Origin of the sequence: Micromonospora sp. NBC_00821, from assembly GCF_036347035.1 — a bacterium.
Classification (GTDB): Bacteria; Actinomycetota; Actinomycetes; order Mycobacteriales; family Micromonosporaceae; genus Micromonospora; species Micromonospora hortensis.
Genome location: NZ_CP108880.1, coordinates 180,404 through 201,311, shown reverse-complemented (window position 1 = coordinate 201,311; position 20,908 = coordinate 180,404). Strand labels below are relative to the sequence as shown.

The 20,908-nt window shown below is 70.4% G+C and carries 15 protein-coding genes and 1 pseudogene; 6 read left to right on the top strand and 10 right to left on the bottom strand.

All coding sequences use genetic code 11. The annotated features are described in order from the left end of the window. Window positions 1-12: 12 nt before the first annotated feature. Window positions 13-354, bottom strand: a complete 342-nt coding sequence (locus OHB44_RS33405) for a hypothetical protein (RefSeq protein WP_442932720.1) — start codon at window positions 352-354, stop codon at window positions 13-15. On the opposite strand from OHB44_RS33405, the gene OHB44_RS00935 reads away from it, so the two are divergent. From OHB44_RS00935 to OHB44_RS33400, 3 genes and pseudogenes are all read left to right on the top strand, one after another. Then, on the top strand, window positions 293-1,264 hold the full coding sequence (locus tag OHB44_RS00935) for a ParA family protein (protein ID WP_442932677.1): 972 nt from the start codon (window positions 293-295) through the stop codon (window positions 1,262-1,264). The two genes, OHB44_RS33405 and OHB44_RS00935, sit on opposite strands and share 62 nt — an antisense overlap. A 27-nt stretch (window positions 1,265-1,291) precedes the next feature. Then, on the top strand, window positions 1,292-2,308 hold the full coding sequence (locus OHB44_RS00930; RefSeq protein WP_266304105.1) for a ParB/RepB/Spo0J family partition protein: 1,017 nt from the start codon (window positions 1,292-1,294) through the stop codon (window positions 2,306-2,308). A gap of 1,577 nt (window positions 2,309-3,885) precedes the next feature. Beyond that, window positions 3,886-4,477 (top strand): annotated as a pseudogene (locus tag OHB44_RS33400) (hypothetical protein); the annotation flags it as partial. A 754-nt stretch (window positions 4,478-5,231) separates the two neighbouring features. Here the strand turns inward: OHB44_RS33400 and OHB44_RS00920 are convergent. Together OHB44_RS00920 and OHB44_RS00915 are read right to left on the bottom strand one after the other, a co-directional pair. Next, window positions 5,232-6,233 carry a D-alanine--D-alanine ligase family protein gene (locus OHB44_RS00920; protein ID WP_238687632.1) on the bottom strand — a complete coding sequence of 334 codons (1,002 nt, stop codon included), beginning with the start codon at window positions 6,231-6,233 and terminating at the stop codon, window positions 5,232-5,234. A 7-nt stretch (window positions 6,234-6,240) separates the two neighbouring features. Then, a complete protein-coding gene (locus OHB44_RS00915) occupies window positions 6,241-7,554 on the bottom strand; it encodes an aminotransferase-like domain-containing protein (RefSeq protein ID WP_238687631.1) in 1,314 nt (437 codons plus the stop codon). 292 nt (window positions 7,555-7,846) lie between these two features. Between OHB44_RS00915 and OHB44_RS00910 the strand changes: the two genes are divergently transcribed. Then, complete coding sequence (locus OHB44_RS00910) at window positions 7,847-8,512, top strand: GNAT family N-acetyltransferase (RefSeq protein WP_091396576.1); 666 nt, start codon at window positions 7,847-7,849, stop codon at window positions 8,510-8,512. Window positions 8,513-8,526: 14 nt separating this feature from the next. Here the strand turns inward: OHB44_RS00910 and OHB44_RS00905 are convergent, their stop codons facing one another. The 7 genes from OHB44_RS00905 to murJ all read right to left on the bottom strand — a co-directional run bounded on the left by OHB44_RS00905 (window position 8,527) and on the right by murJ (window position 16,917). Continuing rightward, window positions 8,527-9,690, bottom strand: a complete 1,164-nt coding sequence (locus OHB44_RS00905; protein WP_266304106.1) for an N-acetylmuramoyl-L-alanine amidase — start codon at window positions 9,688-9,690, stop codon at window positions 8,527-8,529. Window positions 9,691-9,861: 171 nt separating this feature from the next. Next, the gene (gene trxA, locus OHB44_RS00900; protein WP_030331849.1) at window positions 9,862-10,185 is read right to left on the bottom strand and encodes a thioredoxin; all 324 of its coding nucleotides are present in this window, start codon (window positions 10,183-10,185) and stop codon (window positions 9,862-9,864) included. A 31-nt stretch (window positions 10,186-10,216) separates the two neighbouring features. After that, window positions 10,217-11,167: a thioredoxin-disulfide reductase gene (gene trxB / locus OHB44_RS00895; protein WP_330439380.1), complete on the bottom strand. Its 951-nt coding sequence runs from the start codon at window positions 11,165-11,167 to the stop codon at window positions 10,217-10,219. Window positions 11,168-11,350: 183 nt separating this feature from the next. Further along, a complete protein-coding gene (locus tag OHB44_RS00890; RefSeq protein ID WP_330439379.1) occupies window positions 11,351-12,373 on the bottom strand; it encodes a hypothetical protein in 1,023 nt (340 codons plus the stop codon). Then, entirely contained in the window at window positions 12,370-13,080 is a 711-nt protein-coding gene (sigM, locus tag OHB44_RS00885) for an RNA polymerase sigma factor SigM (protein WP_238687627.1), read from the bottom strand. The genes OHB44_RS00890 and sigM overlap by 4 nt, the downstream gene beginning before the upstream one ends. A gap of 43 nt (window positions 13,081-13,123) precedes the next feature. Then, on the bottom strand, window positions 13,124-14,731 hold the full coding sequence (locus OHB44_RS00880) for a protein kinase family protein (RefSeq protein ID WP_238687626.1): 1,608 nt from the start codon (window positions 14,729-14,731) through the stop codon (window positions 13,124-13,126). 446 nt (window positions 14,732-15,177) lie between these two features. Further along, the gene (murJ, locus tag OHB44_RS00875) at window positions 15,178-16,917 is read right to left on the bottom strand and encodes a murein biosynthesis integral membrane protein MurJ (protein WP_238687625.1); all 1,740 of its coding nucleotides are present in this window, start codon (window positions 16,915-16,917) and stop codon (window positions 15,178-15,180) included. Between the two features lie 126 nt (window positions 16,918-17,043). Here murJ and OHB44_RS00870 point away from each other — a divergent pair, with 126 nt between their 5' ends. Together OHB44_RS00870 and OHB44_RS00865 are read left to right on the top strand one after the other, a co-directional pair. Continuing rightward, complete coding sequence (locus tag OHB44_RS00870; protein ID WP_238687624.1) at window positions 17,044-18,504, top strand: CCA tRNA nucleotidyltransferase; 1,461 nt, start codon at window positions 17,044-17,046, stop codon at window positions 18,502-18,504. Between the two features lie 272 nt (window positions 18,505-18,776). After that, on the top strand, window positions 18,777-20,888 hold the full coding sequence (locus OHB44_RS00865) for a S8 family serine peptidase (RefSeq protein WP_330439377.1): 2,112 nt from the start codon (window positions 18,777-18,779) through the stop codon (window positions 20,886-20,888). The last annotated feature ends 20 nt before the right edge of the window (window positions 20,889-20,908 follow it).

Sequence of the window (20,908 nt, the reverse complement as noted above, 5' to 3'; positions counted from 1 at the left end):
ACGTGAAACCGACTACCCGAGCTGGTCGCCCGGCGCGACCGGGCCATCGACCCGACCTACCGACAGTGACCCACCGGCACCGCTCGACCCGTCGTCGGGTGCCGGGCAGCCGGAGGGCTCGGCCGTTCCGGAGCCGGCGAGTGGTCGTCGGACGCCGGAGGCGTCGAGTCGACCGCTCAACGCCGCCGAGGTGCGGTCGACCTCGGGTCGCCGCAACACCGCGGCGGCGGTTCGCTTCGAGCCAGCAGTCCCGCACCAACCCACTGCGGCGGCCGTTCGGGACGCCGCGCCGGTGGTCGTCGACGCTCCGGTCGCTTCGACCGAGTCGTTGGCCGCCGTGGCGACCGATCCCACGTACGTTTCACGTGAAACCCCGACGCGCGAAGAGGATGACCCACCGTTGGCTATGGAGGCGATGCGCGCCGTGCAGATCCTGAATCCCAGTGGCGAGGTGACCATGCCTCGGCCGGACCGGACCCGGGTCATGTGCGTCGCCAACCAGAAGGGTGGCGTGGGTAAGACCACCACCACCGTCAACCTTGCGGTGGCGCTCGCCCTGCACGGCAACCGGGTGCTCGTGGTCGACCTCGACCCGCAGGGCAACGCGTCGACCGGGCTCAACGTCCCACACCACACCGGAATCCCCGACGTGTACGACTGCCTGATCAACAGCGTGCCGCTGGCCGAGGTGGCACAGGCGGTCGAGGGCATCCCCAACCTCTGGTGCGTACCCGCGACCATCGACCTGGCCGGTGCGGAGATCGAGCTGGTGTCGGTGGTGGCCCGGGAGTCGCGCCTGGACCGGGCGATCGCCGCCTACCCGGGCGAGTTCGACTACGTCTTCATCGACTGCCCGCCCTCGCTCGGCCTGCTCACGGTCAACGCTCTGGTTGCCGCGCAGGAGGTGCTGATCCCGATCCAGTGCGAGTACTACGCGCTGGAAGGGCTCAACCAGCTGATCAACAACATCAACCTGGTACGCCAGCACCTCAACCCGAAGCTCGACGTCTCCACCATCCTGCTGACCATGTACGACCGTCGCACCCGGTTGGCCGACGCCGTCGAGCAGGACGTCCGGAACCACTTCGGCGACAAGGTTCTCCAGGCGGTCATCCCCCGCAACGTCCGGGTCTCCGAGGCACCGAGCTACGGCCAGTCGGTGATGACCTACGATCCCGGTTCGCGGGGTGCCACGAGTTACTTCGAGGCCGCCCAGGAGATCGCCGAGCGGGGCGTCAAGGAGCCGGTGGGCCGGAATGCGTAGTGCGGACGAGTTGCTGGGAGGCGTGGCATGAAGAACCGTCCTCGGGGCGGTCTGGGTAGGGGCCTGGGGGCGCTGATCCCGACCGGGCCGGCGCCGGCTGCCGCTGGCACCGCGACGGCCGAACCGGAGAACGAGCACCTGGACGACGCGGGCACCGTCGCCGTCGACACGGTGCCGGCCGGAGCGCCTGCCCACGAGCCGGAGCCCGTGCTGAGCCCGGTGCCCGGTGCTCGATTCGCCGAGATCCCGGTCGACGCGATCATGCCCAACCCGAAGCAGCCCCGCCAGGTCTTCGATGAGGAGGCGCTTGAGGAGCTGAAGACCTCGATCCAGGAGGTCGGCTTCCTCCAGCCCATCGTCGTGCGGCAGCTCGACGACGAGAAGTACGAACTGGTGATGGGCGAGCGGCGCTGGCGGGCCGCCCAGGCGGTGGGGCGGGAGAGCATTCCGGCGATCGTCCGGGACACCCGCGACGATGCGATGCTCCGCGACGCCCTACTCGAGAACATCCACCGAGCGAACCTGAACCCGCTGGAAGAGGCCGCCGCCTACCAGCAACTGCTGGAGGAGTTCGGGGCCACCCACGAGGAGTTGGCCCGCAGGATCGGCCGGAGTCGCCCGCAGATCTCCAACACGATCCGACTGCTGAACCTGCCCGCACAGGTGCAGCGCCGGGTTGCCGCCGGCATCCTGTCGGCCGGGCACGCCCGCGCCCTGCTGAGCCTCGACGAGGCGGAGGCGCAGGAACAGCTGGCCCTGCGGATCGTGGCCGAGGGACTGTCGGTTCGGGCGACCGAGGAGATCGTCGCCTTGGCACTCAACGACGGCCCGGCGAAGGGTCAGGCCGCGAAGCGGCGACCCAAGGCACACGCGCCGGCCCTGACCGATCTCGCCGACCGGCTGTCCGACCGGTTCGACACCCGCGTGAAGGTGGACATCGGCCGGAGCAAGGGCAAGATCACCATCGAGTTCGCGACGGTGGACGACCTTGAGCGGATCGTCGGGATCATCGGAGTGCAACAGGAGGAGGGCGGGGAGGACTGACCCCGCCCGTTCGCCTACGGCCGCGCTACCCCACCGGGGGCGCGGCCGTTCTGCATCCCAGGGTCGTCGCCGTTTCACGTGAAACACAGGACGGACCTGATGCCGAGGTCGGGATGATCCATGGACCGTCGTCATCCTCGGCTCGCCCAGCCAGCCCGGGGTCTCGCTCTGGCCGCAGGAGAAGTCGGCGGGGGTGGTGGGCGAATGTGGACGGCCGGTCGCAGCGGCCGGCACGTTCGAAGGCACAAGCGCCTCGCGCCTCGCGTAGTGCGCCTCGCGGTGGGCCTCGCGCCTCGCGCCTCGCGGTGGGCCTCGCGTCTCGCACCTCGCGCGGTGCGCCTCGCGCGGTTGGCGGCGGGCGCCTCGCGCGGTGGGCCTCGCGCGGTGGGCGCCGCGATGCGATGGCGACCGGTGGATGCGACGGCGACGGGCGAGGCGATGGGCGACGGGCCTGGCGGCCTGGGCGGCTGATGGCGGAGCGGACGCAACGGTGGGGCAGGCGCGGTGGCGGGTGGCTGGCGGCGGCAAAGTCGAGTACTGGCGTTGAGGAGATCCTCTACACGCGTCGCAGGAGGCCCCGGAATGGTCCACTCGACCACAACCACCCTCAGCGCCGGCCAAAGCGCCAGCGAGCCGCTGAGTGGTGCCAAACGACGTCTCCATGGTTGTCCGCAGGTGGCCCCAGGGCTCTCGGTCGCTGTCAGTCTCCGGGAGAAGCCTCGCAGACCTTGGCGGGACCGCCGATCGCCGGACCGCCAGACCGACCTGACCACCGGAGGGATCACCGGAGTTCCACCGAAGGCGTGGGGCCACCGGCCCGCCGGGCCGCCGGGCCGTCGGGCCGCCGGGCCGTCGGGCCGTCGGGCCGTCGGGCCGCAGAACTGGATGTACGAGCGGTAGTCCAGCGGGAGCCCGACCCCGGACCGCCGGATCGCCTGCCCACCCGGCGCGCGGTTTCACGTGAAACCGAGTTGGTGGCCCGCCGGCACGATCGAAAACCCTGGAGGTCGGAGTGGCTGGCCAAGCGGAGTCGACTCCTTGCCCCAGGCGCTCAACGTCGGTGCCGCGATTCGGTCTCCCGTCCCCGGCCCATCCGGAGCGTTCGGGCGTCCGGACCGCGGGGGGTGCACGGGTCGAGGTCTGTATGGGCGGGGGCCCGCAAACGAGCCATGTCGTCGCCGTCGACGTGTGCCAAATGAGCCAGCGGGTGGTCGTCGGTGGCTGGATACCGCGCTGGCGGTGGCACGCGAAGCGGATCAGTGCGCACCGGTCCGATTCCTTGTTCGGTGGCCACCGACCTCGCCGATCTGGCGGTTCGCGGACAACGACCGACTGGCCGAAAAGTTATCCACACCGGTTGTCCACAGGCACCCCCCGTTTCACGTGAAACAGCGCGTGGGAGCGGGTGTGAGCCTGTGGATGACGGCCTGTGTTCAGGATCTCGGCAGCCTGTGGATATCGCCTCTCGGTACCCGCGCGACCACGCGCACCCGGTCGACGATGGGCACCGATCCGGTGGCCCGCGACCGCTCGAACAGGTAGGGACAGCGGTGCCAGACTCGGTTAGGGTCAGCGTCGTGCACGACAACCCTCCCTCAGTCCCGGACTTCACCCAGTGGCCGTCATTTCCCTTCGAGGGTGACCTCCACGTGAAGCAACTCGATGATCCGGTCCCGGTCGAGCCGCCCCGGAAGGGCGAGGGTCTCCGGGAATGCACCGCCTGCAACGCACCCGACGACGCCTACATCTGGGTGGGCGAGCGGTGGCGGGTCCGCGCCATGGACCGGCCCACCGGCCTGCCCATGGTGCTCATCCTGGAATCGCGCACCCACCTCGACCTCGGCGACCTGCCGAACCTCCTGGCCGCCGAGCTGGGGGTAATGACCGTACGTCTGGAGCGGGCCATCCGGTCGCTCGACGGCGTGGCACGGGTGCACGTCAATCGCTGGGGCGACGGCTCGGCTCATCTGCACATGTGGTTCCTCGCCCGTCCGTACGGCCGGCTTCAACTGCGGGGCACGTTCCTGTCCCTGTGGGACTCGATCCTGCCGCCGATCTCCGAGGCGCAGTGGCGGGAAAATCTGGCGCTCGTCGCGGCCTGGCTCGCCGAGTTCGGCGGCCGCCCGCTCGCCGAGCCGCCCCGCATCCAGTGGCAGGCGCCGTCCAGTCTGCTGGCTCAGTCCGCTGCCGCGGATGCCGCTGCCGCAGCGGAGGCCGCCTCGGCGGCAGCAGCCGGGACGGAGGCGGTCTCGGTCATCGAGGCGGCGGAGGAGATCCCGGAGCCAGCTCTCGACTCCACCCCTGATCCGACCGACGCCGACAGCGGACCCCGGGCCGAACCGGTCGTCGACCCGGACGCCGGCGCCGGCTCGACGACGGCCACCGTCACCGACCACGCGGCTGAACCCACCCGGTCGGTCACGGGTAGCGGTCCGGCGGCTGAGCCCTCTCGGAGGGCATCCGCCACCAATCTGCCCGGCATCCCGGCCTCCGGCACCCGGGACTCCACCGACACGGCATCTGGCAGCGCGGCATCGGGCGGCGCCGCCACGACGGCCACCGATGGACTCCACATCCGCCAAGCGGAAAAGCCCACCGGCGGGCCGCACGTCGTCGGCTCAGCGGAGACGCCCACCGGCGGGCCCCACGTCGGCCCGGCGAGCGGAAGCGCCGACGAAGCTGGTTTCGCCGACCCGGCCGAGTCCGCCCCGGCCACCGGGGGCGCATCCGGAGAGGCCGTCAGCAAGACCGCCCCCGAGAGGGCCACCGGCACTCCGGGCGCTGCCGCGCGCACCAACGGCAGCGGCACACCCGATGTACGCGCGACCCACTGAACTGGAATCGACCGTGCGGTTGACCCCGACAGGCCAACCTCACGGTCGTCCGGCGGATGGTTCGCTCGGCGAGCGGGTTGGCGGGTAGGTCAGTGCTTGGTGAGGCGGGCGGCTGCTCGGGCGACCAGGGTGCCGAGGAGTCGGCCGAAGTCCAGCCCGGCGGCCTGCACGGCGAGCGGTAGCAGCGACGTCTCCGTCATGCCCGGCGAGACGTTGACCTCCAGCACGTGCGGCTGGCCAGCCGCGTCCACGATCACGTCGACGCGGGAGAGATCCCGTAGACCGAGCGCGGTGTGCGCGGCGAGGGCCACGTCAGCGACAGTGGCAGCCACCTCCGGGTCCAGCCGGGCGGGGGCGTGCCAGGTGGTCCGCCCTGCGGTGTAGCGGGCGGCGTAGTCGTACACGCCGTTGCGCGGCACGATCTCCACCGGCGGCAGCGCCTGCGGGCCGTCGCCGAGGTCGACGACGGAGACCGCCACATCCATCCCCGGCACGTACCGCTCCACAAGCGCCGTGGAGTAGTACGCGAAGCAGCCGACCATCGCGGCGGGCAGCGCGGAGGCGTCCCGGACCACCGCCCCGCCCAGCCCGGACCCGCCCTGCGCCGGCTTCACCATCAGGGGTACGCCCAGACGGTCGACGATCCGGTCCAGGACGGCGACCGCGCCGAGTTCGGAGAAACGATCGTGCGGGAGCGCGACCCAGTCGGGGGTGGGGATGCCGGCCTCGCGGAGCACCGCCTTGGCCGAGGGCTTGTCCCAGGCGACCCGGGAGGCCCGAGCGTCGCAGCCGACGTACGGGACGTCACACAGATCCAGCACCCCGCGCAGTGAGCCGTCCTCGCCGGTCGCGCCGTGCAGTGCGATCACCACCGCGTCCGGCGGGTCGGCCGCGAGCGACGGCAGAAGCGCCACGTCCGCGTCCCGCAACTCGGCCTCCACCCCGACGGCGCGCAGCGCGTCGAGCACCCGACGACCGGAGCGCAGCGACACGTCCCGTTCGTAGGAGAGCCCACCCGCGAGCACCACGACGCGCAGGTCGGCCGAGATGGCGGAATCGGTCACGAGGAGGCGCTCGGCGGTCGTAGCCATGCCGGCATCATGCCAAGTCGGGCCCGGGCACGTCGGAGCCGGCCCGGCCGCGTCGGCCGGCGGCGCCACCCACGGCACCGAAGACCCGGCGCATCGCGATCTCCTGCTCCATCACCCCGGCGAGCCGGCGGACGCCCTCGCGGATCCGCTCCGGCGGCGGGAAACTGAAGTTGAGTCGCATGGCGTCGGTGCCGGTGCCGTCGGCGTAGAAGCCGGTGCCGGGAACGTAGGCGACGCGGGCGGCGACCGCTCGCGGCATCATGGCCTTCGAGTCGAGCCCGTCGGGCAGGCTGGCCCACACGAAGAGACCGCCGGCCGGGGTCGTCCAGCTGGTGCCCTCGGGCATCAGGTCGGCCATCGCGTCGAGCAGGGCGTCGCGGCGTTCCCGGTAGACCTCGCGGTAGACCTTGAGCTGCTGCCGCCAGGGCATCGTGCTCAGGTAGGTGGCCACCGCGGCCTGGGCGAAACCGCTGGGGCAGAGGATCTGCGCCTCGCTGGCGATGACCAGTTTGTCGCGGACCGCGTGCGGCGCCAGGATCCAGCCGACCCGCAGGCCGGGGGCGAAGGTCTTGGAGAAGGTGCTGAGGTAGAAGACGCCGTCGCGGCGGCGGGCCCGCAGGGGGGCCGGGGCCTCACCCTCGAACCCCAGCTGGCCGTACGGGTCGTCCTCGACGACGAGCAGGCCGGCACGCTCGCAGATGTCGAGCACCCGTTCCCGGCGCTCGTCGCTGAGCGTCACGCCGGTCGGGTTCTGGTAGGTGGGGATCGTGTAGAGGAACTTGACCCGCTGGCCCGCGCGGGCCAGGTCGGCGATGGCCGTCTCCAGCGCCTCCGGGATCAGCCCGTCCGCATCCATCGGTACGTGGACGACCTGCGCCTGGGCGGCCTGAAACACGCCGAGCGCACCGACGTACGTCGGCCCCTCGGCGAGCACCACGTCACCGGGGTCGAGGAAGAGCCGGGCCACCAGGTCCAGTGCCTGCTGCCCGCCCACTGTGACCACGACGTCCTCCGGGGAGGCACCGCAAGCGGCGTCGATCCCGGAGAGCGACATCACCTCGCAGATCCGCTCGCGCAGCTCGAGGGTGCCCTGACCAATGCCGTACTGAAGGGTGGTCACGCCGTGCTCGGAGCCGAGCCGGCCGAGCATCTCGCCGACCGCGTCCAGCGGAAGGGCGGCGATGTACGGTGCGCCACCGGCGAGCGAGACGACCTCCGGACGACTGGCCACCGCGAACAATGCTCGGATCTCGGAGGCGGTCATCCCGCGTACCCGCCGGGCGTACCGGTCGGTGTAGTCGTCGAGTGTCGTGCCGGTCATGACCTCACCTCGATCGCTGCTCGAGTGGCTCCGCCCCGGGTACCCCGCACACCGCTGACCATGGCGGCGGGCACACCGATTGTCGATCCTAGTCCGCAAGAGTCGTGCCGCCGCGGTGCCGCAGCAGATCGACCACATGGCGGACCGTCCTCGGCGCCCCCGTTGCGGTGGGCATTCGCGCGTCCCCTCCCGTATCGCCGATCGGCGGCGTACGATCGCTCGTCGGGGCAGGAAGGCGGCGCTGTCGTTCCATGCCGGTCTCACCACCGAGCCTATTGTGGGGATGCGCCATATGTCGCGACGTCTGGTCAGCCTGACCCTCGACACGTTGGAAGACCTCCCGCGCCCGTGCCGGCAGTGCGTCTACTGGGAGCTCGATCCGGTTTCCGCGGACCGGGCCTGCGCCGCTGGCGATCCGGGCCTGGAGAAGGAGGCATGGGTCTCCCAGACGCTGCTGGAGTGGGGCTCCTGCGGCAAGCTCGCGTACGTCGACGGCATGCCGGCCGGCTTCGTGATGTACGCCCCGCCCGCCTACGTGCCCCGTTCGATGGCGTTCCCTACCTCACCGGTCTCCGCGGACGCGGCACTGTTGATGACGGCCAACGTGGTCGCCGCGTTCTCCGGCGGCGGGTTGGGCCGGATGCTTGTGCAGGGTGTCGCCCGGGATCTGACCAAGCGTGGGATCAAGGCGATCGAGGCGTTCGGCGACGCCAAGTTCGGCGATGCGGATGACCCGGCCGGCGGTTGCGTGGCCCCGGTCGACTTCTTCCTCTCCGTGGGCTTCAAGACCGTACGTCCGCATCCGCGCTTCCCTCGGCTGCGTCTCGAGCTGCGTACGGCGCTGAGCTGGAAGTCTGACGTCGAGTACGCGCTGGAGAAACTGCTCGGGTCGATGAGCCCGGAGACCCTGCTCCGGCCGGTCCGCCCGGCCCCGGCCACCCGCTCCACAAACGGCTGACGCCCGGCGGCGGATCAGTCCACCACGGTGCCGGCGGCCACCACGGCTCGCAGTTCGCTGACGTCGAGCGATCCGGTCGGGACGTCTCGCTCGATCGGGTAGTACATCCGCTGCACCGCGGCCACGATCGCCTCCACCACCCGGTCCCGGAACCGAGGGTCGACAAGGTGGGCGCGGTCCGTCGGCGAGGTAAGGTAGCCGACCTCGACCCGGACGGCGGGCATCCGCGTCAGTCGCAGCAACTCCCACGTCTTGGCGTGGGTACGGCAGTCCCGCAGCCCGGTGCGAGCGACGATCTCCCGCTGTACCAGCCCGGCCAGGCGTTCACCGGTCGCCGAGGTCACCCCGTTGTCGGTGCCGTAGTGGTAGGTCGCGACGCCCTCCGCATCCGGGTTGGCGTGGCCGTCCAGGTGCAGCGAGATGAACACGTCGGCGCCGAGCGAGTTGGCGAGCAGGGCCCGGTCGGTGTCCGGCAGGCAACTGTCGGGCGACGGGCCCCGGGTGAGCTGCACCCGCACGCCGGAGGCGGCGAGTCGTCCCTCCAGTCGGCTGGCCAGGTCGTGCACCAGGTCCGCCTCGGTCCAGCGCAGTGAGCCGTCGGGCACCACCATCCCGGGGTCGGTGCCGCCGTGCCCCGGGTCGATGACGACCGTCTTGCCGACCAACGCCGGCCCGGACTGCCGGATCGCGTCGGATTCGCGGAGCCACTGCGGGCGGCCACCGACCACCTTGCGGCCGATGCGGCGGAGCGCGTTCATGGTGTGTGGGCCGCAGGATCCGTCCGGGGTGAGCCCTACCTCACGCTGGAACTGGGCCACCGCCCGCGACGTCCGGACACCGTAGATCGCGTCCGCGCGGCCCACGTCGTACCCCATCTCCAGCAGCCGCTCCTGTAGCGACCGGACATCCTCGCCGGTGAGCGGCTCGGGGACCGCGTGGTAGAGGGTGCGGGCGCCGAGCCGCCAACGGGCGGCATCCAGGGCGCGCCAGGTTTCCGCGCCGACCCGGCCGTCCACACTGAGCCCGCGCGACTGCTGGAACGCGCGGACCGCCCGCTCGGTGTCGAGGTCGAACTCGTCGGTTTGCGGGCCGGCGGCGGCGAGCAGTTCGAGGCCGGTCAGGATGGTACGGATCTCCGTGACCGCGGGTCCCCGGTCACCGGGTCGGATCGGACGCACGCACGACCCCCTCTGCACGACGCTGGCTGGCCGGGCGGCCCAGGCTTGAGGCTATGCGTTCCGGGGCGGCGAGGTGGCTGGGGCCGAGAAATCCGTCGGCGGTACGGCCGGGAAGACACCGAACCCCGCACCCGGCGAGCGGGTGCGGGGTTCGGTTGATGTTTCTGCTGGTCAGAGGGCCGATTCGATGAGCCGGACCAGCTCGCCCTTCGGCTTGGCACCGGCGATCGACTGCACCGGCTGGCCGTTCTTGAAGACGGTGAGCGTCGGCACCGACATCACCCGGTAGGCCCGAGCGGTCTCCGGGTTCTCGTCGATGTTGAGCTTGACGATGGTGACCTGGTCACCCATCTCCCGGGCGATCTCCTCCAGCAGCGGCGACACCTTGCGGCACGGCCCGCACCACTCCGCCCAGAAGTCCACCAGCACCGGCTTGTCGGCCTGCAGCACGTCAGCGACGAAGCTCTTGTCGGTGACGGCCTTGGTTGTTCCCACTATGCCCCTCCTCCGGGATGTGTTCCTTGTTTCAGCTGAGCGTCGCGATGAACCGCTCGGCGTCGAGCGCTGCGGCACAACCGGTGCCGGCCGCGGTGATCGCCTGACGGTAGGTGTGGTCGACCAGGTCACCGGCGGCGAAGACGCCGGGGATGTTGGTGCGGGTGCTGGGGGCCTGGACCTTGACGTAGCCTTCGTCGTCCATCTCGACCTGACCACGGAAGAGCTCGCTGCGGGGGTCGTGACCGATGGCGACGAAGACGCCGGTCACGTCCATCACCTTGGTGTCACCGGTGTGCACGTTGCGGACCCGTACGCCGGTGACCTTGCCGTCGTCGCCCAGGATCTCCTCGACGGCGCTGTTCCACTCGACCTTGATCTTCTCGTTGCTCAACGCCCGCTCAGCCATGATCTTGCTGGCCCGGAACGAGTCGCGGCGGTGGATGATGGTGACCGATTCGGCGAAGCGGGTGAGGAAGCTGGCCTCCTCCATCGCCGAGTCGCCGCCGCCGACGACCACGATGTGCTGATTGCGGAAGAAGAAGCCGTCGCAGGTGGCGCAGGAGGAGACGCCGTGGCCGAGGAACTCCTGCTCGCCGGGCACGCCCAGCGGACGCCAGGCCGAACCGGTGGAGAGAATGATCGATCGGGCCCGGTAGGCGGTCTCGCCGACCCAGACGGTGCTCACCGAGTCGGAGCCGGCGTCGCCGGTGTCCACCAGCTCCACCCGGGTCACGTCGTCGGTGAGGAATTCGGCGCCGAACCGCTCGGCCTGCTTGCGCATGTTGTCCATCAGCTCGGGGCCGAGGATGCCGTCCGCGAAGCCGGGGAAGTTTTCCACCTCGGTCGTGGTCATCAGCGCGCCACCGGACTGCACGCCCTCAATGATCAGCGGCTTCAGGTTGGCACGTGCGGCGTAGACCGCCGCTGTGTAGCCGGCCGGCCCGGAGCCGATGATGATCAGGTTGCGGACCTCGTCCACTGCCGTCTCCCGAGTTGTGTGTGTTCGGCGTCGGCGTGAGCACCGATGCCGATCCGAGTCGCCGACGCCTGGGTGGAGCCGGCAGCTGACTTCCAGAACGTCATCGTACGAACCGGGGATTCCCTAGCCGGGCATCCGGTGGGTCAGGTCACGTGGAGGGGCATCGTGCCATTGACCGTGGATTCACCCTACCCGCGCCGAATACCGGCTGTCCGAGCCGGACCCGGGCACCCCGCACTCCGGGCCACTCACCCAGGCCCACCGGGCGCCGCTCGCGTCGGTGAAGTGGATGACCAACGCCTGATCGCCCTGGAACCGGGCGTAGTCGATCACCTCGACCACCAGTGGGGTCGATCCGTGCTCCGTCGCGACGCTGGCCAGACAGCTGGTCAGCGCGGCCTCGTCGGTCAGCCGGGCGAGCTGGTCCGAACCGTCGGGAGAGGGACGGCGCTCGTCCTCGGCATGCACCTCCGGCTGCTCACCCGGAGTGTTGTCGGTCGCCCGGGTGGCAGCCGATGTGCTTGGCGCGTCCGTGCCGTAGGCGTTGCCGAGGGTCTGCGGGCTGTAGTTCGTACCACTGCGCAGTGCCGGCCCGGTGGTGCGGGCCGTCCCGGCCCCCGCGACGCCCTCCGGCGCGCTGGCCGGCTGGTTCATGGCGTTGGTGCCACCCGAGTCGTCCGACGCCCGCATCGAAAGCTGGTTGAGGCCCAGCGCGACGGCGATGACGGCGATCGCGGCGGCGGCCACGGGTGCGCCACGGCGGGCCCAGCCGCGCTGCCGGCGGCCCGGGCCGGTGGACGCCCCGCGCCCCGACCCGCCGGGCGTGGGGACGGGAGGCCGGCGACCGGCCCCGCCCTGCGCCGGTACGACAAACGGCGTCGCCGCGTCGCCGTCCCGATCGACGCTGAGCGCGCCGGCGGGTGCCTCCTCGGTCGAGGTGTCGGTCGTCGGCCCCGCGCTGGCCAACGCGGCCAGGAGGCGGTCGGTGATCGTCGACGGCATCTCCGGGGACGGCTCGGCCCAGCGGGTCAGGTCCGTACGGACCTCGGTCACAGCGGGGGCCAGCAGCGCGTACGCCTCGGCCCAGGACGGGTCCGCGGAGACCAGTCGAGCGACCTCGTCCTGCTGCGGGGTGCCCTCCAACGCCCCGCCGAGGTAGTCAGCGAGGAGGTCGATGTCGACCTCCCGGAACCCCTCGGTCGTCACGTGTCCTCCTGGTTGGCGTCCCGCCGGTATCGACCTGACCCCGATCCGACGCCCTCCACCGGGCCGGGGTTCCCCGGCGTGACGCCGGGCACGCCCGTGATCGGGGCGGTGGGGTCCGGTCGGGCCGAAGGCGTCGCGACGGTGGCCGGGCGGAGATGCCCGAGCAGCACGGCCAGCCGCGCCCGGCCCCGAGCGCACCGGCTCTTCACAGTGCCCTCGGCGACACCGAGGATGCGGGCGACCTCGGCGACCGGATAGCCCTGTACGTCGACCAGCACCAGCGCCGCGCGTTGCTCAAGGGGCAGCGCGGCGAGCGCCTCGCGGACCACCAGCACCGTGTCGTGGTCCGTTGCCGGTGCCGCCGGCTCGAGCCCACCGGTGCCGTCGTCGGCCCGGTTGCCGTCCGGCAGCGGCACGGTGGGGTGCGCCTGCCGGCGTCGGATCCGGTCCAGGCAGGCGTTGACCACGATCCGGTGCAGCCAGGTGGTGACGGCGGAGTCGCCGCGGAAGCGGGCCGCAGCCCGATGCGCCGACAGCAGGGCGTCCTGGAGTGCGTCGGCTGCCTCCTCGCGGTCGCCGAGCGTCCGCAGGGCCACCGCCCACAGCCGGTCCCGGTGCCGGTGGAACAGTTCGGTGAAGGCGTCCCGATCTCCGGCGACGTGCGCGCGCAGCAGCTCCAGGTCTCTTGCGGCGGCGCGCTCGTCCATCACCGCGTCCAGTACGTGCGATGCCCGGATCGTGGTGCCCGGCTCACGACCCCTGGACCGTAATCTCCTGCACCCCCAGCTTGAACCCACCCTCGGCCGGAGCCAACTCGGTGATCCAGAACAGCAGGTACTGGTATTTCTGGTCGGCGTCGAAGCCGTTGAACGTCATGGTGGTGCCGTCGTGGTCCTCGAACGGCTGGCCGATGGCGGTCTTGTAGCTCGCGACCAACTGCTTGTCACCGTTGGAGCTGGACGGCGGGTTGGTAGTGCCGGCGAGCAGCTGGGCGGACGCGTTGGTGGCCGACAGCACTGCCTGCACCGACTTGACGGTGTGCGGCTGGCCGAGGTCGATCCAGACGCCCATGCCCTTCTTCAGGTTGCCGAAGTTGGGCCGGTCCCGGTAGGTCTCGGTCTCCCAGCCCTTGTCCTCGTCGCCGTCGATGACCTTGTCGGCGCCGTCGATCTCGCTGCGGTCCTTGCTGTCCGGGTCGATGATCCGGACGTTCTTCACCGTCAGCTTGCGGGCCGTCGCGGCGGCCGGGGTGGCGTCGCCGGCCGGGGCACTGGAGGTCGGCGCGGCGACCGGATTGGACTGCGGGTCCTTGTCGTCGCCGCCCAAGGCGATGATCCCGATCAGCAGACCGACCAGGGCGACGGCCAGCAGACCAGCGATCCCGACGGCGACCTTGCGGCCCCCGGCCGCGGCCAGCGGTGACGGCTCTTCCCCGGTTTCGGCGGCGAACCGCAGCGGCCCGCTGTTGTCGAGGTAGTGCTCGTCCTCGGCCGGCACGTCCAGTCGCGCCAATTCCGCGGCGAGCACGTCGGAGGACGGCGGCGCGATCTCGGCGTCGAGCAGGTCCATGGTCAGGTCGTCCAGGTACGCCGGAACGCCCGCCCGGACCTGGCGCGGTGCCGCGATGGCACCCCCGGCGTCCCGAACAGCGTCCGGGATGGCGGCGCGGCCGTGGCCGGCGGTGGCGCCGTGCAGTGGTGCCTCGGCGTGCGGCCAGGAGCCGGTCAGCGCAAAGTAGAGGACACCGCCGACCGCCCGGATGTCGTTCTCCTGGCTGTCGGCGCCGTCGGTGCGGGCGTCGGCCAGGACCACCCGGCCCTCATCACTGATCATGACGGTGCCGGGGTGGACGTTGCCGTGCACCATGCCGGTGGCGTGCACCGCGGCGAGCGCGCTCGCGACGGCGTTGCCGATCGCTGTGGCCCGAGCCGGGTCCAGGGGGCCATCGGTCGCCAGGTCGCGCAGGGACTGCCCGTCGACCCACTCGCGCACCACGTACGCCCGGTCGGCCTCGTCGATCGCGTCGTAGACGCCGACCAGGTTGGGGTGGATGACCCGGCTGGCCGCGACGGCGGCCTGAAGCATCTCGGTGGCGGAGTCGCCACCCGGGTAACGCAGCACCACGGCAACGGGACGGCGCAGGATGACATCGACCCCGCGCCAGACCAGCCGACCCGCACTGTCGTTGTTGATGTGCTCAACCAGTTCGTACCGCTCGGCGAGGACTTCACCGGCCGTGGGAGCACCGAAGGTCATGACCGGAGGAGCGCTTTCGTCCGCCTCCTGACCCTCGCCGACCTGGGTCACCCGTCCTCCCTCGGTGATCGTGTCGATCGATGAACCCGAACTGCTGGGCATGTGGCTTCCCGCTCTGCCGTTGAAGGAACCGGCCGACCGGTGTCGACGCCCAGCGTCGGCCCCTGCCGTACCCGTCGAGAGCGACCTTACCCGGGTTGCCCGTCACTCCGACATGTCATCTTCCCGCCGTACCTGGCGGGGTTTCCGGCAGTCGAAGAGCTCGTCCGGTTACGACCGTTGTCAGCCACGTTGCTGGCACATGTACTAGCTAATCTACGGCTTCACCGCAAGTGACCGACGCCGGGGCTGGGCTGGCGTGGCGCTCGCGCTGCCTCGTACGTTCCCACCGATCGGGTCGCCACCCTCAGCCGTACGGTTGGTTATCCACAGGCCGAAGCGGCGGTTGACCGGCGAATCGCGGAGTTATCCACAGGCGCATCCCCAGCCTGGTGATCCGTAGTCACATTCGGTATGAGTGCCAACTTGTTGTAATCGAATGCGGACGTTCAGCGACCGAGACGTCGGCGAACCATCCCGACCACCTCGGTGATCTCGCCGATCTTCAGCAGCATGGCGAGGCCCAGATAGGTAGCGCCGATCACCACGCCGCCGATCACGAGCTGGGTCGCCGCCTCGAACCAGCTCGGCACGTCGCCGCCGGGCAGCAGGGTGATCACCAACCATCCGACCAGCGCCGCTCCGAGTGCGGCGACCACGACCCGGCCGAGGGTACGCATGATGGCGCCCAGGCCGATCCGGCCGACCCGAGGCCGGAGCAACCAGGCGGACGCGACAGCCGCCGCCACGTAGGAGACCGCGTTGCCGATCATCATTCCGGCCGCCGCGAAGTGCGCCGCGAACGCGGCGAACAGCACGATCTGCACGCCGACCCGCAGCGCCACCACCGGAATGTTGATCAGGGCGGGCGTACGGGTGTCCGGCAGGGCGTAGAAGGCAAAGGTGAAGAGCTGGCTGATCGCGAACGGCACCAGGGCGATCGCGGCAAACAGCAGCACGGTGGACGTGGCTGACGCGTTCTCGGCGCTGAACGCGCCGTACCGGAAGACGACCACCGAGATCGGGGTGGACAGCACCGCGTAGCAGACCGCGATCGGCGCGAGCACCGCCGACACCATCCGGACACCTCGGGAGAGGTCTGCGGTGACGTCGTGGAACCGCCCGTCGGCTGCGGCGGCTGCCATCCGGGGCATCAGCGCGGTGATGATCGAGACGGCGATGATGCCGTGGGCCATCATCAGCAGCAGGAAGACGTTGTTGTAGATCAGGATGCCGGCCTGGTCCGTGCCCGCGGCCCGGGTGAGGAGATTGACCACCACGAAGAGGCCGAGCTGGTTGACCGCCACGTAGCAGAACATCCAGGCCCCGAGCTGGGCCAGCTCGCGCAGCCCCAGCTCGCGGAAGTCGAACCGCCACTTCCAGCGGAAGCCGACCTTGCGCAGCGCCGGCAACAGCCCGGCGGTCTGCACCGCCACGCCGAGCAGGGTCCCACCACCGACCAGCAGGATCCGGCCGGCGTCCATCTCCGACGGCTGTAGTCCCTTCGCCCCGTAGACCAGGATGTAGAGACCGAAGACGCCGATGACCACCAGGTTGTTGAGGATGGGAGCCCACATCGGCGCGGCGAAGTGACCCCTGGTGTTCAGCACCGCTGCGATCAACGCGCTGACACCGGTGAAGAACAGCATCGGCAGGATCAGCCACGACAGGCGTGTGATCAGTGTGGTGTAGGCCTCGTCCTTGCCGCTGGCGTAGATGGCAGTCAGCCAGGACGCCGACGCCACCGCGATCAGGGCCGCCACCGCCAACGCCAGCACCGCGAGGCTGAGCAACCGTTGGGCGTACGCCTCGCCCCGGTCCGGGTCGCTCTTGCGCCGACGGACCAGCACCGGGATCAGCACGCTGGTGAGCACCCCGCCGAGCAGGAACTCGTACACCTGGTTGGGGAGGAAGATGGCTGTCGTGTAGGCGTTGCCGATCAGGTTGCCGAGGGCGGCGCCGATCATCAGGTTCCGGATGAAGCCGGTGCCCCGGCTCACCAGACTGCCGACGGCCATGACCGCGCTGTTGGCGGCCGCGCTGGTCTCGCCGACGACCTCGGGCGGGGGTGCCGTCGCCTCCACCGCAGGCTGGTTCAGCGGCTCCGCGGAGATGAAGATCGCCCCGTCAGCCGGCGGCACGTTACCGTCCGGCGTGGCGTTGGCGCTGCGGTAGAGCCCGCCGCTCATCTCCAGCCTCCCAGGGGTACGTCGAGCCGGACACCGACCCGCACGCCACAGACCATAGTCAACCCCCACCCGTTACCCGCGCCCGGCGGATCGGATCACACCCCTGCCCGATAAGCTGGTGATCCCATGTCCGAAGCCTCCGCTCCTCACGCCGCCGACCGCCGCGAACTCACCGCCGCGCAGCGCAACGCCGTCGCCGAACTGCTCCGGGTGTCCCCGGTCGCCGACGAGTTGGGCCGCCGCTTCGTCCGCGCCGGTCACGAGTTGCACCTGGTGGGCGGTTCGGTGCGGGATGCCCTGCTCGGCCGACTCGGGGATGACCTCGACTTCTGCACCGACGCGCACCCCGACGAGACCCTGCGGATCATCAAGGGCTGGGCCGAGTCGATCTGGGAGACCGGTCGGGAGTTCGGCACCATCGGCGCTCAGCGCGACGGCCTCCGACTGGAGATCACGACGTTCCGTGCTGAATCGTACGACCAGGTCAGCCGCAACCCGGTGGTGGTGTACGGCACCAGCCTCGACGAGGACCTGAAGCGGCGCGACTTCACGATCAACGCGATGGCGGTCAGCCTGCCGGCCCACCGGTTCACCGACCCGCACGGTGGGCTGGACGATCTCTCGGCCAAGGTGATCCGTACCCCGAGCACGCCTGGTGAGTCGTTCGGCGACGACCCGCTGCGGATGCTGCGGGCCGCCCGGTTCGCCGCGCAGCTCCGCTTCGCCGTGCACCCCGACGTGCACCTGGCGATGACCGAGATGGCCGCCGACCTGGACCGGATCACCGCCGAGCGGATCCGCGACGAGTTCACCAAGTTGCTCTGCGGCGCGGACCCGATCACCGGGCTGCGGCTGCTGGTCGACACCGGGCTGGCCGAGCGGTTCCTGCCGGAGCTGACCGGGCTGAAGCTGGAGATCGACGAGCACGCCCAGCACAAGGACGTCTACGAGCACACGTTGACGGTCGTCGAGAACGCGGTCTCCTACGAGGAGGGGGGCTGCGACTTCATCCTGCGGATGGCCGCCCTCCTGCACGACGTGGGCAAGCCGGCGACGAAGGCGGTCGGGTCCGACGGCCGGGTCAGCTTCCACCACCACGAGGTGGTCGGCGCCCGGCTGACCAAGGCCCGGATGAAGGCGATGCGCTACCCGAAGGACGTCACCGCGCAGGTGACCGCGCTGGTCGCGCTGCACCTGCGCTTCTACGGGTACGGGCGGGGCGAGTGGACCGACTCGGCGGTGCGCCGCTACGTCGCCGACGCCGGTGACCTGCTGCCCCGCCTGCACAAGCTGACCCGCTCCGACTGCACGACCCGCAACCGGCGCAAGGCCGCCCAACTCGCGGCCGACTACGACGCGCTGGAGGATCGGATCGCCCGGATCGAGGCCGAGGAAGACCTGGCGCGGGTTCGACCCGACCTGGACGGCAACGCGATCATGGAGCTGCTCGGCGTACCGCCGGGGCCGGTGGTCGGGCGGGCCTGGAAGCACCTCAAGGAGCAACGCCTCGAGCACGGCCCGCTGGACCGCGACGCCGCCGAGGCGGAGCTGCTGCGCTGGGCCCGCGCCGAGGGCATCCTCAACTGACGCGCTCGACCTCGATGCTTGTCGTGTAGCGCGATCCGTCGTGGGGTGGCGGGAGCCGTCACTCGCAGGACGTGGCTGACGGCGATGCACAGCTGTCCGGTCGACGACGAAACGCGAGCGGATCGACCGAATGGCTGAGGTGTAGCGCTTTCATCGTCGTCCATGATTGCTGGGCGTCCGTCGGCTACCGGTCCATCGACACCGCCGCCGACCCCACCGCCCGTCCGGCCCTCCGGATTGGACGGGCGACGACCAAACGGGGAGATCATCTAGTGAAACGCCGTGGCGTGCTACGCCGCTCGGCGGTGGCGAGCCTTGTTCTCGCCTCCGCAACCATCATCGTCAGCGCCGCGACCGGTGGGGCCGCCATGGCCGAACCGTCCGCTCCGCTGGCGCCGAAGCCCGCGAGCAAGTTGACCGCCCCCAAGCCGGACAGCCGGTTGTCCAAAGCCAAGCCCGTCGAGGTCGTAGCGGATCGCTACATCGTGGTCTTCAAGAACAAGAAGACCACCCCGGCCAAAATCAAGGCAGCGGCTTCGGCCCTGGCCACGAAGAACGGCGGCAGCGTCCGTCGGCTGTACAGCAACGCCGTCAACGGCTACTCCGCCGCGATGACCGCGAAGCAGGCCGGCCGGCTGGCCGCCGACCCGGATGTCGCATCCGTGGAGCCGGTGGTCCGCTTCCAAGGGAGCGGGACGCAGAGCGCGCCCCCCTCCTGGGGCCTGGACCGGATCGATCAGGTTTCGCCCAAGCTGAGTGGCAGCTACACCTACCCCAACACCGGTGCCGGGGTGAACGCGTACATCATGGACAGCGGCATCGACATCAGTCACAGCGACTTCGGTGGCCGTGCCTCGTACGGCTACGACGCGGTCGACCAGGACACTGTGGCACAGGACTGCGACGGTCACGGCACGCACGTGGCGGGCACCGTCGGCGGCACCAAATACGGCGTGGCCAAGAACGTCAACCTGGTCGCCGTCCGGGTCCTCGACTGCAGTGGTGGTGGCACCACCGAGCAGGTCCTGGCCGGGATCGACTGGGTGACCGCCAATGCGCAGAAGCCTGCCGTGGTCAACATGAGCCTCGGCGCGCCGTATAACCCGGACTACCCGGCGATCCCCAACGCGGTCAGCAACTCCATCGCCACCGGTCTCACCTACGCGGTGGCCGCCGGCAACGATGCAGACGATGCCTGCGCGTACAGCCCGGCCAGGGTGTCGGCGGCGATCACCGTCGGAGCCACCGACAGGTTCGACCGTCGGGCCGTGACCGAGGAATTCGATTCGAACTACGGTCCGTGTGTCGACGTCTGGGCTCCGGGCGTGGACATCGTCTCGGCGGCAAACGGGACCACCGACGGGTCGGTGGCCTCCAGCGGGACCTCGATGGCGGCGCCGCACGTGGCCGGAGCCGCTGCGCTGCTGCTTCAGTCGAACCCGACGTGGTCCCCGTCGCAGGTGCGCAACACGATCGTGACCCGAGGGCTCGCTGGCGCGGTGCTGAACCCGCAGGGCGGGGTGGACCGTCTGCTCAACGTCGCGTCGGCCCTCTCTCCGGCGCGCACCTCGCACGGCCTGCTGGCACGTTCCAACGGCTATTTCGTCTCCGCTGACGGCGCGGGCAGCAAGCCTCTGGCCGCCGTCGGCCCAGTGCTGGGCGGCTGGGAGAAGCTCGACATCGTCGACGCCGGCAACGGCTTGGTCGCACTGCGGGCGAACGTCAACGGCAAGTACGTCAGTGCCACCGGTGCCGGCAGCAAGCCGCTGATCGCCACAGCCACGTCGGTGAGCACCTGGGAGAGGTTCCAGCTGGTTCACCAGATCGACGGCACGGTGAGCCTGAAGGCCACCGTCAACAACAAGTACGTCAGTGCGCCCAACAACGGTGGCCCGCTGGTTGCCAGCGCGGTGAACGCCAGCACCTGGGAGAAGTTCGACCTCGAAACGAACCTGATCGTCAGCTTCAAATCGGCCGTCAGCGGCAAGTACGTCTCCGCCGACGGTGCCGGGAGCAAGCCGTTGATCCCGTTGGTCGCGTCGGTGAGTACCTGGGAGAAGTTCGAGCTGTTCGATCTGGACTACTACGGCTACTTCGGCCTGCGTTCGTTGGCCAACGGCAAGTGGGTCTCGGCGACCGGTGCCGGATCGAAGCCGATCCTTGCTTCGGCCCCCGCAATCGATGACTGGGAGGTCTTCAACTTCTGGCACCGGGGTGTCGGGACCACTGACGGGTCGGGCTGGATCTTCGCGTACGTCGACGAGCAGGCGGTCAGTGCCGGCAGCGCCGGCACCAGCCAGCTGATCCCGAACAAGGACCCCAACTACTCGGCTCCGGACCTCGGCCTCTCGGCGGGCGAGCGCTTCTCCATGAACCTCGCCTGAACCAGCCACGGAATTACCAC